The following is a 12,400-nucleotide window of genomic DNA, read 5'->3' on the forward strand; positions in this document are numbered from 1 at the left end:
TGACAACTACTGTACCGTAGGGAGAAAGAAGGGTTTCTAAGAAGTCTTTGCTAAATTTATCCCAAATAAAGCGAGTCACGGATGCAACCAGTTATCTAAATCCGTCAAAGTGTCAAAGTCTAATAAAGCGAGTCCTAAGTCTTCTAAGCGCTCCACAGGAAGGTTACGGATGGTTTCTTCTAGATTTTGCGGTATTTCACCGAAACGTCGCTGAAGTTGACGGAGGACTAACTTTGCTTCTCCTCTTTGTTCACCTTGCTGAACCGCTTGTTCCCTATCCTGTTGGTAAAGTGGAGCTAAACGCATAATAAACTCCCTATCCTCCTGTGTTTTTTTCGATAACGCTTCTAAATTTCTACTCAGATTATACAATAAGTTTAAAGAAGCCGATTTTAGGGGATTATTCGGTGATAATCTCTCTAATTCATCGATAGCTCTCTCTTGTTCCTCCTCTACTATTTTTCTGATCGGAGAGTACTGGCTACTGACTCCTAACCCTAACAACAATTTTTGATTTTTACCGGAGATATAAATAATCTTCCGGTTGCCGTTTGCCAAGCTCAGAACTAGGATAGGAAAGAACGAGGTATTAATGCAGCAAGAGAGGTTTAGACTGTGACCAATGTAGCGATCGATGTCCGATTAACCGAGACTTCTCTGTGGCAATGGCAAATATGGCAAGGATTGCCCTATCTTACCTGTAATCTCCTAGAGGACTGGTCCCACGGCTTTTTTACCCGTCATTATTACCCCCAAACCCCAGAAGCTTTTACGGCTGCTCTGGGGGCAAATGTACCGGTTTATCGGGTCAAACAGGTACATGGCGATCGCCTATTAAATCCCCAAGGGATTACTAACCCGGAAATTGTCGAAGCGGATGGAATTATCACCGATGCTTCCGGTCAAGGGATTTGGGTGGCCAGTGCTGATTGTACGCCCGTACTAATAGGCGATCGCTCTACTGGTGTTGGGGTGGCGATTCATTCTGGATGGAGAGGGACGGCCAAAAGGATAGTTCCCAAAGCAGTAAAGCAGTTATTAAACTCAGGTAGTTGTTTAGATAACTTAGTGCTGGCCCTGGGGCCGGCAATTGCCGGGGAAGTGTATCAAGTAGAGGCAGAAGTTGCCGTAGAAGTGGGTTTAAGTTTATTCCCCCAAGAAACCAATCCCGACCAAATTCTGGCGAATTTATTGAACCTGTCCCCCTCCCCCTTATTTGCTGACGAGGAAAAAGGGAAAGTGCGCCTAGACGTGCGACGGGTGATTTATCATCAACTACAACAGTTAGGAATTCGGGATGAACAAATTGCGATCGCTCCTTTTTGTACCTATCAACAAGAGGATCATTTTTTCTCCTATCGTCGGGAAAAAGCCAAAAAAATTCAATGGTCTGGCATAGTTAGCCGTTAATGATTACTGCTCACTGATAACTGAAAAATCCCCCCTCTCCCATGCGTATTGTTTTTTTCGGAACCCCGACTTTTGCCGTTCCCACCCTCAAAAAATTATTAGCCAATCCTGATATAGAAGTAATTGCCGTCGTTACCCAACCGGACAAGCGCCGGGGAAGGGGCAATCAATTAATCCCCTCACCGGTGAAACAAATAGCCATAGAACAGCAAATACCAGTTTTGCAGCCCAAAAGTGTCAAAAAAAACGCTAAAACCTTAGATTTTCTCAGACAATCGCGAGCGGATGCCTTTGTGGTGGTTGCCTACGGACAAATTCTCTCCCCAGAAATTCTAGAGATGCCGCGATTAGGCTGTATTAACGTTCATGGCTCAATTTTACCGAAATATCGGGGAGCAGCCCCCGTGCAGTGGTGCATCGCTAGGGGAGAAAAAGAAACCGGCATTACCACCATGTTAATGGATGCGGGCATGGATACCGGACCGATGCTACTGAAAGCCTACACCCCGATCGCTCTTTTTGACAATGCCGAACAGGTGGGAGCAACCCTAGGACAAATGGGGGCGGATTTGCTCCTAGAAACCCTCTCTAAGCTCGATCGAGCAGAAATTACCCCAATTCCTCAAAATAACGACGATGCCACCTATGCCCCTTTAATTCAAAAATCTGACTATCTAATCAACTGGCAAGATTCGGGCCGGACAATTCACGATCGAGTCCGGGGTTTTTATCCTCATGCGCTGACCACTTTACGGGGACAACCCCTAAAAGTGATGGCGACTATTCCCCTAGAGGATCTCGGTCAACTTCCTCCAGAATTACAGACAAAAGACCTTTCTCATCTAAGCGGAGAAGTGGGAGCGATCGTGGCTCTCTGGAAAAATTTCGGGCCGGTAGTGCAGACGGGTGAGGGTTTATTATTATTAAAAGAAGTGCAATTATCGGGAAAATCACCGCGTTCTGGTGGGGATTTGGTCAATGGTTCCCGTTTAACTATCGGTGAGATTTTCGGTCAATAGTTTTCAGGGGATGGCTTTCCTTTGCTCCTCTATGCTTCACCGGTGAAGATTTTTTTTAACTTGCGAAAGCGATCGGAATAACTTCTTAACACTTCGATCGCAAACATGGGAGTTTCCTGCACGGCAAATAAAAACTGCGGTTGATTGAGATAGGCTAATTTACAATCAGTTTTGGCAATAGCTGTGGATTCTCGCAGTTTATCCCCATGCAGGAGCGCTCCTGCTCCGAATACATCCCCTTTTTCTAGAGTTTCTATCAATTGTCCCTTGATATACATCTCCACTTCTCCGCTAAGAATACCGTACATTAACTCGCCCTCCGTGCCATCGGCAAAAATAACTTCACCAGCTGGAAAAGTGCGATCGGGATGATTTTCGAGAATTTTAATCGTTTCTACGGGACTTAACATGATTTAACAATAATTTTTCGGGTTATCTCTCCCATTTTCCAATACATTGAACTCCCCGATCATCGTTTTTGTATGTAAGAATACTTGAAACTTCTCTACCTGACAAAGATTCGGTTTGACTCTCAGAAATGCTTTGTTTAATCCTTGTCGGGGAGAGAAAATTTCCGTCTTCATACCTTTATCCTCTTCCTACCCAACCCGATTTTTGAGTCTATTTTTTTCTCTCTTATCTTTGCTCAAAAACCCTATATATATGGGCGCACGGATTCCCACTATACATAAAGTATAAAGCAAGTCTCGCCATTTGTCAAGGGTTTTCCGAAAATCTCCCCCTCTCCCCACTTCCTTGAGAAAACACCGGGGTTAAAACTGTTCGATCGCTGCTTGGGTGATTTCTGCGATCGCTGCTAAACTGGGACTAACTTGGCCAGTATCGGTGGACAACCAGAGAAGATACTCCACATTACCCGCAGGTCCGGTAATGGGAGACCAAGTTAAACCCCGATAGAACCATCCTAAGACTGCGGCGGCCTGTAAAACCTGAAAAATCGCCCCCGCTTGGTCTTGGTGGTCGCGAACTACCCCTTTTTTGCCGACTTTTTCCCGTCCCACCTCGAATTGGGGTTTGACCAATAAAATCGCCTCTCGCGGTGGATTTAATAGCGTCCACAGGGTCGGTAAAACTTTGGTCAGGGAAATAAAAGACAGATCCATAACTGCTAAATCGGCGGGTTTTTCCTGTCCGTATAACTTTTCTGGGGTTAAATAGCGAAAATTAGTTCTTTCTAGTAACATAACTCGTTGATCCTGCCGTAAACTCCAGGCCACTTGTCCATAACCCACATCGACCCCATAAACCCGTTTTGCTCCTTTTTGCAAGAGACAATCGGTAAATCCCCCCGTGGAAATGCCTCCATCTAAACAAATGCGATCGCTGACATCGATGGCAAACAATTCTAAGGCCTTGGCTAATTTTTCGCCCCCCCTTGACAAATAGGGCAGTTTCTGCTTAACCTCGATCGCCGCTGACCGATCGATTTCTGTGGCAGGTTTATCGATGATTTGGTGATTGACTTTCACCTCTCCAGCGCGAATTAATCGCTGTGCCTGTTGACGGGAATCACAGAGATTTTTGGCTACTAATAATAAATCTAATCTTTCTTTCGGCAAGGAAGGCCTCCCAATAATCAGCGCCTAATTCTAAAAAATACCTTATTTTTCCGCAAGCAATCCCAGAAGGAAGATTATAACTAAAGATAGGGACAAGCGGAACCCATCAGCTAAATTTTCGCTGCCATCCCGATATTTTATGGATAAAGATACTCGATTCGCCATTTTAGTTATTGGCATCCCCTTTCTAGGACTAGCTTACTGTGGCTTGATTTTTGCCGTGATGATTTATTGGGCGTGGGCCCGGGAACATCCCGTGACCATGGCCACTTTTTTCGTCCTTGCTCCTTCTTTGATTTCTGGTTCTATCTGGCTGTTAGCCTCCTATAAAGCCCGCCAAAAGCAGCGTTTGGGGTTATAATTGGCAAGACTATCCCATCGGCCTCTAGAGAACAACTAATGTGGGGCAATGTGGGGGTGAATTGCCTTCACCCTCCCCTAGATAACTTTTTCTGATCACCACAACTAGGGGAGAGCCTTAAAGATTAGATATTTTTCTGGTGATAGTTAGGATGAAAGGTTTCCAAGTAAGACTGATTAAATAGCCCAATCCTGCCACTAAAATAATTGTCGCCCCTGAGGTGAGATTTAAACTATAGGATAACCACAAACCCACTAAAGTAAAGACAATTCCTAAAATAATCGCTAGGATCATCATTCCCTTCATATTTTTAACAAATTGTCCACTGATAGCGGCAGGAATAGTTAATAAAGCAATTACCATAATTAATCCTACCACCTGCATTACTGCCACAATAGTTAAAGCGGTTATTCCCATTAAACCTAAGTAAATTATCTCCACGGGAATATTGCGAATAATCGCAAAGGTTTCATCAAAAGATATGGCTAATAACTCTTTATAAAAGATACTAACTAAGGTGATAATTAATATATCTATGCCCGCCATTATCCATAAATCATCCCTCGGTACAGTTAAAATACTACCGAAAAGATAACTCATTAAATCAGCTTTATAACCGGGGGTTAAATCAATAAAAATTACCCCAATCGCCATACCAATCGCCCACATAACCCCGATTAAAGTATCGGCTCTCTCCCGGATGCGACGCTGTAAAAAACCCATGCCTAAAGCCGAAAAAAAGGTAAAAAATATCGCCCCCACCAGGGGATTAATCCCGAAAAAATAACCGATTCCTATCCCTCCATAGGCAGCGTGAGCGATTCCACCACTGATAAAAACCACGCGATTAACTACTACCAAAGTACCGACAATCCCACAGGCAATACTAACTAATATTCCTGCGGCAATCGCATGGCGCATAAAATCAAATTGTAAAGCCTCTAGCATAGGGAATTATGAATTATGAATTATGAATTATGAATTAGGGAGTGGGGGAGTGGGGGAGTGGGGGAGTGGGGAAGTGGGGGAGTGGGTATGAATTATGAATTATGAATTGGGGAGTGGGGAAGTGGGGGAGTGGGGGAGTGGAGCATTTGGATGAAATTTCCCTATCACCCTATCACCCTATCACCCTATCACCCCAAAACCCTATCACCCTATCTCCTAACGACCGACTCCTGACTCCTGACTCCTGACTCCTGATAACTGATTATTGATAACTCTCAATTACTTGACGAAAATCGCTTTTTTGTTTGACTCCGCGCATTTCTTTTACTAATTCCCGCTCCTTAAAGAATTGTACCGTGGGAGTCCCGGTTACTTGACCCATTTTGGCAATTTCTGGGTCAGCTTCGATGTCAATTTCCACAAAATAAATTTTGCCATCGTACTCATCGACCACTTTATCTAAAATCGGTTTCAGGGTTTTACAGGGGCCACAGGTGGGAGAAACATATTTTACCATTAACAAGCGATCGCCATCGTGGAATAATTTCCGTAAAGCATAACCCCCAACGTGACGGGTTTTGTCAATATCAAAAGTCTCCTCCGTATCGGCCGGGGTTTCGCTAACGGTTTTCGTCTCGTAATGTTCAGAAGTGGCTGATTGACGGTATTCTTGGATTAAATTATGCTCCGATAACCATCTTTCTGCCAATAACGCCGCCATACACCCCGTACCTGCGGCGGTGATGGCCTGACGGTATTCGTGGTCCTGTACGTCTCCTGCGGCAAAAACCCCCTCGACGCTGGTAGCAACAGTCCCCGGTTTGACTTTCACATAACCCACCTCGTCTAATTCTAGTTGTCCTTGGAATAGGGAAGTATTGGGAGTGTGACCGATGGCATAAAATAACCCTCTAACGGCTAATTCCCTGATTTCTCCCGTTTGCGAGTTTTTAATGCGTAATCCCTCCATTTTACTGTCTGTACCGAACACATCCAGTGCTTGGGTGTGAAAATGAACGGTAACTTTCGGATTATTTAACACCCGGTCCTGCATTGCTTTCGAGGCACGCATCGCTTCCCCGCGAATTAATAAATGGACGTGGGAGCCGTATTTAGTTAAATATACGGCTTCTTCGGCTGCGGAGTCACCGCCACCGATTACAGCGAGGTTTTCCTCTCTAAATATCGGTGTAGCACCGTCACAGATAGCACAAGCGGAAATGCCGTTACTCCAGAATTGGGCCTCGCTGGGTAATCCTAAGCGTTTGGCGGTGGCTCCCGTGGCGATAATAATACTATTGGCCTTAACTTCCCGGTCCGTGGAACGAATGGTAAAAGGACGCTGACTTAAATCCACCGAGATAACATCTTCGGTATAGCATTGGGTCCCCCATCTTTCGGCCTGTTCCTTCATTCTTTCCATCAGCTTCGGACCGGTGATTCCTTCGGGAAAACCGGGGAAATTTTCTACTTCTGTGGTGGTCATCAATTGTCCCCCCGGAATGCCTCCCGCTTGGAAACCCTCAAACATCAAGGGTTTTAAGTTCGCACGCGCCGCATAAATCGCCGCCGTATATCCCGCGGGTCCCGAACCAATAATGACTAAATTCTCGACAGTCATAACCGTAAATGCAACTCATAACGACTACGCTTTTTAGTATAGCAGATAATGTCGGGTAGGTTAGACGACGATAAGTTAGATAAGCTGTTCGTAATTTAAATTGCTTGTTGAGACGAGGCAAGAGGCACTCTTGCAAAAGGCAACAGTAAAGGGATTGGGGGAGGTTCGGCTAATCTAAGAATAAGCGGTTTAAATGCGTCTTAGCTTAGTTTACCCATCAGTTTAATATGCGTCCTAACCCAGCAAGAAGTAGATTTCTGCCTAAAAATCCAGAATCTCTCGGATAATAGCTTTCAAATCGGCATCAGCAGGACGTTTGACAAACTGCTCATGGCTATAAATCCAAACCAGTTTAATTGTGTAGGTAGTCGCGCTCACTAAATACATTAATCTAATTTGCCCCGCAGCACCTTTTGAAACCCGGATATGGAGCTTATGAAAAGTCCAGCCTTCCGGCAACTGAATTTTCCCCGGTAGAGGTTCCTGACGGGAGTTATGAGGATATTGGTCGTCGATTAAATCTTCTAAAGTTTTGGCAATAAGTTCAACAAAGCTATTTTTGTGAACTTTTGCCAGTTTTTTGAAAGAGCGCTCGAAGTTGTCAGAAGATTCAATCGAGAAGGGAATTGAGCCAGTCATGCACTTCTCCTTTCCCAATACGATGAGAAGATTCCGTCGCCAATGCCTCCTTCAAAACTTCAGACATGGCTGCTTTGTAGGCCGGATGTTCCTGTTCTATCAAATCAAGCTTTTGATAACCTAATGCTTTCATATCATCAAGGAGAATTGGCTCTGTGGAACTTTCTTCTGGTGGCAGACCTTTACGAGCCTTTTTCCAAGGAAATTCCGCGTGAGTCATGTCACTCAACCGATAGGCGTGGTAGTTACCGAAATATTGCCAAATTTCTGCTAAAAGTTCTTTTTTCTCCGATGGCAGCCCAGACAGGCATTCTTGGCGAGGAATTGGTAATTGTTCAGCCTCAAAATCACTGTAGAACTTATAGGCAGCAGGACAAACCGGACCGTAACGCCATGCTTGAATTTCCTCCTTAAACAATGGTTCATCGTATAGGGCCAAATGCAAGCTCTGTGCATAATATAAAAGCTTTTGGACTTTCATATTAGTCATTTCAGCGTCCATACCATCCTCGTAAGCTCTGATGATAAAGTAGCGAGCCACAGTCAGGCAGTCAATCATAATTAGTACAAGTGTATAAAGAAAGCTTAACAGTGCTCATGGGGTAATGGGGGAAGTTTTAATATTTTTCGTCACCGACTTTACCAGTGGGTGAAGTCTGCCGCAAATTGAGATAGGGATAACAGCTTAATGCGGGTATCTTGAGCGACTTTTTGGCGCATTTGAGCGGTATTATATCCCCAATCGGCTAAATATAAGCCCACATCGTTTAAATCGGCTTGTTGCTCCACTAATTCCAACGCATCGAGACGATCCTCGACAAACCACAAATTAGCGGGATATTCCGTTAAATCAGCTAGTATTTGCTGAATAGTGACGTATTTCGGCTGTTTAATTTCCTTGCCAATTAATCTCGCTGCTGGAAAATTAATTGCTACTTTTTGTAACAATTGCTTGACAAAACGACTTTCTTTGGTAGTGATAATATAAACCAAAAAATCCGAGTCTAAAAGAGAGGCTAGGCGATTGATCGCCGGTTGATAAAATCGGTGTAAAGTTAACCAAGAGTTTAGATCCGACTCAATCCATCGATCCCGAAGACCATCGAGAGCATTTGAGAGAACTTTTTTCGCTATTTTCTCCCTTTCTAGCAGATTTTGCCGAATTGACGGCCAATTATTTAAAGCTTCCTCGTCGGGAATACCGAGAACAAGCGATCGCAACAGTAAGGGCATTTCCCAACCGGTTTCGATAACGGGACGAAGTTGCGAAAAACTAGGGAAAAAATCCTCGGGAATTATTTCTGGCCAAAGGGTTTCATAGGTGCGTTTGCTAATCTGAAAATACTCGATCATGCCATCACAAAGAACACCATCAAAATCCAGTGCTAGAATACGGGGGGATTGACGCATAAATGCTGGTTTAATCTCAATAATGGCAGTATAGCGCAGCGAAAATTAAAAAATTGTCCAAGACATCATGCTATTAGCTATTCTTTGCTTCATCGTTGATATAACATAGCTGTCTCCATCGGTCTAACCGTGTATTAGACACCTCCAAAATTCAGGCTAGATTGAGGTTAATTGCTGGAGATGTCTATTGTACTGTCAGAGAATCAGGAGCCGCCCAAGACCCATTGGGTCGCTACCTCAGTTTCCCCCCACGGGAACTGCCTGACTTCAGCGGCGACAAAGTGGGAAGCCAGACTTTCAATCAGTTTAACCAGAGTGGAATCAGTCACCACGGCAACCTTACTGACGTACTTGTGATGGTCGCGTATCAGCCGGAAATGAGCAACCAAGGCACCAAAACTCTCCCAACCAGTGAACGTGGGAACTTCGATGATTACGCCAGCAAGGCCACCAGTGGCTTCAATGTGGGGGTCCACTGCCTCCGCAATCTTGATGAAATCTTCCGCCGCAAGTGCAGATGTAGGTTGCATATAGAGAATGCTATGCGCCGCGTCTAAATTATAATCTATCATAGTTTGCCTCTCCCAAATGGTCGAAGTCTAACTCTATGCTATCACGAATAGTGGGACAAAGATTGAGGGAAAATTAACAAGCGCTCGCAGAGAATAACCACAAAGACACAAAGACACAAAGACACGAAGATTAGGCTGGTTAATTCTTCTTGCCATCTAATCAGAATTGGGTGGTTTATGCGTTGCTAACCAACCCAACTGGACTTTATTTGAGGGGTAATGTTCTAGATGTTAACTAGGTTAAAGATGGCATAGCCAACGCATAATTGAAACCAGTTGATTATCATTGGTTAAGTTAGCGGCATTGGTGAGTTTTTTCGTCTCTAATTGCTGATAAATTTCCCTGGCCATTTTTGTTTCAATAGCAGCACCGATAAAAAAAGTATAAGGATGCTTAGATATTTTTCTGAAAGCATCATCAATTCTCTGCAAAGCAGTACGAGCAGTTTTCCAATGTTCATCTGCTCCTGCGGGATCAATCCCACCTTTCAATTCTCCCAAAGCAATGTATAAATCAGCAGATTGTAAGGTTTGTTTTTTGATTTTTTGATTAGCTAATTGCGTCGAATCACATTTTAAAAGGCACAAATCAATATTGTTGTTATTGACAATGGGAACATTGACATTATAAATTATTGTTCTTGGTTGGCTGTTATTTAACCAGCTAACACCTCTAACCAAGATTTCTAGATTAGGTGTCATTTCTTCAGCTTCTCTCCATTGATTATTACTAGAATTGAGCCAATCATAAGCAATCCCTGCTACTCTTAAAGTTGCTAATAGAGAACGAGTAAATTTACTTTGAGCTAAGGAGCCACCCGCGTTTCTCATTATTCCTCCTAAAGTGTTACCCCGAATCAATAGAAATCTATAGACTAACTCCTCGACAAAATTAGTCCCCGCAGGTTCCAGAAAATTGACAATTAATTCCTGAATTGCTTCTACCTTGTCTTGGGGATGTAAATAATTTTTAGCCTTATCAGAAATTCCCGATGCAGTTAATAAAGCCGATTGAATATCTGGGATGTTTAGTAAATCTCTAGGATTGTTTACGGTTTGGGCAATAATTTTTAAGGTTCTTGCTTCTGCAATTAAAGGAGTAGCTCTCTGATTTTTTTCTAAGGCTAGAGCAATAAATCCTGAACGGATGGCTTCATAGGTAGTCTCCAAATCACAACTTTGGTTTAAATGCAAGAGATAGGGTTTTTTCATTAAGGCTTTCTCCACACATAAATACATTTTCTTAAAGATTCTCTACCATGAGATACCATTTGCTGACTACTATTACCTTTTCCCTGAGGAACTACTAAAATATTTTCTACTTTAAATCCAATTTCTTCGGCGATTTTTGACAAAATTAAATCTACAGAAATACTAGCTCCCCCATAACGAACGTTATCATTAATCATACAGAAAATACCCGAGGATTTCATAACCCGAAAGCATTCATAAATTAGACAAGACATTTCCAGAAAATACCCCCTAATCATCCGAGGAATACCATGGTTATTTAAGGCCTTGCTTGATTTTAATTCCTCTAAATAACCTAGGATACTTTCTAATAATTTTTGACGATCAGTTATGGCAATGGCTGGCGACCAATGTTCATTGATTTTTAGTAACTCTTTGGGTTTATTTTCAACAGTGCAACTAAGCATTTGTTGACGTAATTGTTTTAATTGTAGTTGATCTATTCCCAACAGAGCCAATTCCAAAGCGTAGATACGAGTATAATCATAGCGATTACAATAAGGAGGAGAAGTAATAATAGAATCGTATTTTTCTGACGAAATCTCTGGCAAAATCTCAAGACAAGAACCTTGATATAGTTGAATTTTTCCCCGAGGATAATCTCTAGAAAAAAGTTCCAATTGTTGCTGACTAGGCTCTAAATCTGCGAGAATTTCTCGTAACTTGCTATGTAGGGCAGTTTTAAAGTCTAAAATTTTTCCTTTGTCAAATATATTTTTGCCCTGTTGTTTACCAGAACGATAATCCCAACGGAGGTATTGACCATCTTTTCTAGTATAGCTAATTGATTCGAGAATAGAAAGTAAGGCAAATTTTAAGATCGCTTGCACTCGCTCATTCTCTTGGGCAATCAACCCTAAGTAACTTTCTATACAAGCCTGATTTTCTTGGGGATATGCTCCTTGAGTAATTGGTAATTCTAATAACTTAACTTTGTCATCTACCTGTTGCCAAAGGCTATGGTTAGACCAATACTCTAGACGATGTATATCATCACTATTTAAGCCATTTTCTAAAATTTGTCTAGTAATAATTAATTCTTGTCCAATCGGCAATAGTTCTATTCCATCTGCTGATAAACCCCTGGCCGCCGCCGCAAATAAAGTTGTTCCGCTGCCAGCAAAAGGGTCTAGTATTTTTCCTTGTTTGATACCATATTTTTCCAGAAGATAAACTATCAGATCAACGGAAAAACCCTCTTTATATTTATACCAGCGATAAACTGGTTGGTTCTTATTACCTTGAAAACTCACTAGAGTACGAGATAATTGCTCAGAATCAAGTAATTTGTCTTGAAAATAATTAAATAATTCTCGATCGAGATTGTTGATTTCTAACAATCTTTCTGCTACATTAACTGAACTATTGGGACTTAAACGATCAACAAGAGTATAATAGAGTATAATCGTTAAAGAGTAAGCACTTTACGTTGAAAAATCGGCGATGAAAGAGACAACCCCAGCCGCGATGCCTCCCTGCTTTGACCGATGGTGTCGGCGGTTTGACAATTGCTTCAAAAACGAAGCGCAAAAAAACGGCTTCAGACAATATTTAGGAGGATTATTAGGGGAAAGTGAGAGGAAAAACCT

15 protein-coding genes and 1 pseudogene are annotated in these 12,400 nt (G+C 42.6%); 4 read left to right on the forward strand and 12 right to left on the reverse strand.

The window, feature by feature from the left end; translation table 11 throughout:
• Positions 1-75: 75 nt before the first annotated feature.
• Positions 76-558 carry a DUF4351 domain-containing protein gene (locus H6G48_RS15195; protein ID WP_423202549.1) on the reverse strand — a complete coding sequence of 161 codons (483 nt, stop codon included), beginning with the start codon at positions 556-558 and terminating at the stop codon, positions 76-78.
• Positions 559-615: 57 nt separating this feature from the next.
• Here H6G48_RS15195 and pgeF point away from each other — a divergent pair, with 57 nt between their 5' ends.
• Together pgeF and fmt are read left to right on the forward strand one after the other, a co-directional pair.
• Complete coding sequence (gene pgeF / locus H6G48_RS15200; RefSeq protein ID WP_002759681.1) at positions 616-1,410, forward strand: peptidoglycan editing factor PgeF; 795 nt, start codon at positions 616-618, stop codon at positions 1,408-1,410.
• A gap of 41 nt (positions 1,411-1,451) precedes the next feature.
• Positions 1,452-2,429 carry a methionyl-tRNA formyltransferase gene (fmt, locus tag H6G48_RS15205; RefSeq protein WP_190722375.1) on the forward strand — a complete coding sequence of 326 codons (978 nt, stop codon included), beginning with the start codon at positions 1,452-1,454 and terminating at the stop codon, positions 2,427-2,429.
• A 29-nt stretch (positions 2,430-2,458) separates the two neighbouring features.
• Here fmt and H6G48_RS15210 read toward each other — a convergent pair whose 3' ends face one another.
• The 3 genes from H6G48_RS15210 to H6G48_RS15220 all read right to left on the reverse strand — a co-directional run bounded on the left by H6G48_RS15210 (position 2,459) and on the right by H6G48_RS15220 (position 4,009).
• Entirely contained in the window at positions 2,459-2,839 is a 381-nt protein-coding gene (locus H6G48_RS15210) for a cyclic nucleotide-binding domain-containing protein (protein ID WP_002759683.1), read from the reverse strand.
• A 3-nt stretch (positions 2,840-2,842) separates the two neighbouring features.
• Complete coding sequence (locus tag H6G48_RS15215) at positions 2,843-3,013, reverse strand: type II restriction endonuclease (protein WP_147072966.1); 171 nt, start codon at positions 3,011-3,013, stop codon at positions 2,843-2,845.
• Between the two features lie 189 nt (positions 3,014-3,202).
• Positions 3,203-4,009, reverse strand: a complete 807-nt coding sequence (locus tag H6G48_RS15220) for a TlyA family RNA methyltransferase (RefSeq protein WP_190722376.1) — start codon at positions 4,007-4,009, stop codon at positions 3,203-3,205.
• 139 nt (positions 4,010-4,148) lie between these two features.
• Here H6G48_RS15220 and H6G48_RS15225 point away from each other — a divergent pair, with 139 nt between their 5' ends.
• Positions 4,149-4,370, forward strand: coding sequence for a hypothetical protein (locus tag H6G48_RS15225; RefSeq protein WP_190722377.1), 222 nt, complete (start codon positions 4,149-4,151; stop codon positions 4,368-4,370).
• Positions 4,371-4,487: 117 nt separating this feature from the next.
• Here the strand turns inward: H6G48_RS15225 and H6G48_RS15230 are convergent, their stop codons facing one another.
• From H6G48_RS15230 to H6G48_RS15265, 8 genes are all read right to left on the reverse strand, one after another.
• Complete coding sequence (locus tag H6G48_RS15230) at positions 4,488-5,318, reverse strand: metal ABC transporter permease (RefSeq protein ID WP_002759687.1); 831 nt, start codon at positions 5,316-5,318, stop codon at positions 4,488-4,490.
• 262 nt (positions 5,319-5,580) lie between these two features.
• Entirely contained in the window at positions 5,581-6,939 is a 1,359-nt protein-coding gene (gene trxB / locus H6G48_RS15235; protein ID WP_190722378.1) for a thioredoxin-disulfide reductase, read from the reverse strand.
• A 261-nt stretch (positions 6,940-7,200) separates the two neighbouring features.
• Positions 7,201-7,578 (reverse strand): hypothetical protein, encoded by a 378-nt coding sequence (locus H6G48_RS15240; protein ID WP_190722379.1) that lies wholly within the window; start codon positions 7,576-7,578, stop codon positions 7,201-7,203.
• Complete coding sequence (locus H6G48_RS15245; RefSeq protein WP_190722380.1) at positions 7,550-8,137, reverse strand: Panacea domain-containing protein; 588 nt, start codon at positions 8,135-8,137, stop codon at positions 7,550-7,552. The genes H6G48_RS15240 and H6G48_RS15245 overlap by 29 nt, the downstream gene beginning before the upstream one ends.
• A gap of 80 nt (positions 8,138-8,217) precedes the next feature.
• Positions 8,218-8,988, reverse strand: coding sequence for an HAD family hydrolase (locus tag H6G48_RS15250; protein ID WP_190722381.1), 771 nt, complete (start codon positions 8,986-8,988; stop codon positions 8,218-8,220).
• A gap of 203 nt (positions 8,989-9,191) precedes the next feature.
• Positions 9,192-9,560: a SpoIIAA family protein gene (locus H6G48_RS15255; protein WP_079209335.1), complete on the reverse strand. Its 369-nt coding sequence runs from the start codon at positions 9,558-9,560 to the stop codon at positions 9,192-9,194.
• Positions 9,561-9,800: 240 nt separating this feature from the next.
• Positions 9,801-10,799 carry an AvaI/BsoBI family type II restriction endonuclease gene (locus tag H6G48_RS15260; protein ID WP_190722382.1) on the reverse strand — a complete coding sequence of 333 codons (999 nt, stop codon included), beginning with the start codon at positions 10,797-10,799 and terminating at the stop codon, positions 9,801-9,803.
• Positions 10,772-12,151 (reverse strand): DNA methyltransferase, encoded by a 1,380-nt coding sequence (locus H6G48_RS15265; protein ID WP_199328822.1) that lies wholly within the window; start codon positions 12,149-12,151, stop codon positions 10,772-10,774. Before H6G48_RS15265 ends, H6G48_RS15260 begins: the two co-directional genes overlap by 28 nt.
• Positions 12,152-12,254: 103 nt before the next feature.
• On the opposite strand from H6G48_RS15265, the pseudogene H6G48_RS15270 reads away from it, so the two are divergent.
• Positions 12,255-12,400 (forward strand): annotated as a pseudogene (locus H6G48_RS15270) (IS701 family transposase); the annotation flags it as partial.

It is taken from the genome of Microcystis flos-aquae FACHB-1344, assembly GCF_014698375.1.
In the GTDB taxonomy this organism is placed as follows: Bacteria; Cyanobacteriota; Cyanobacteriia; order Cyanobacteriales; family Microcystaceae; genus Microcystis; species Microcystis aeruginosa.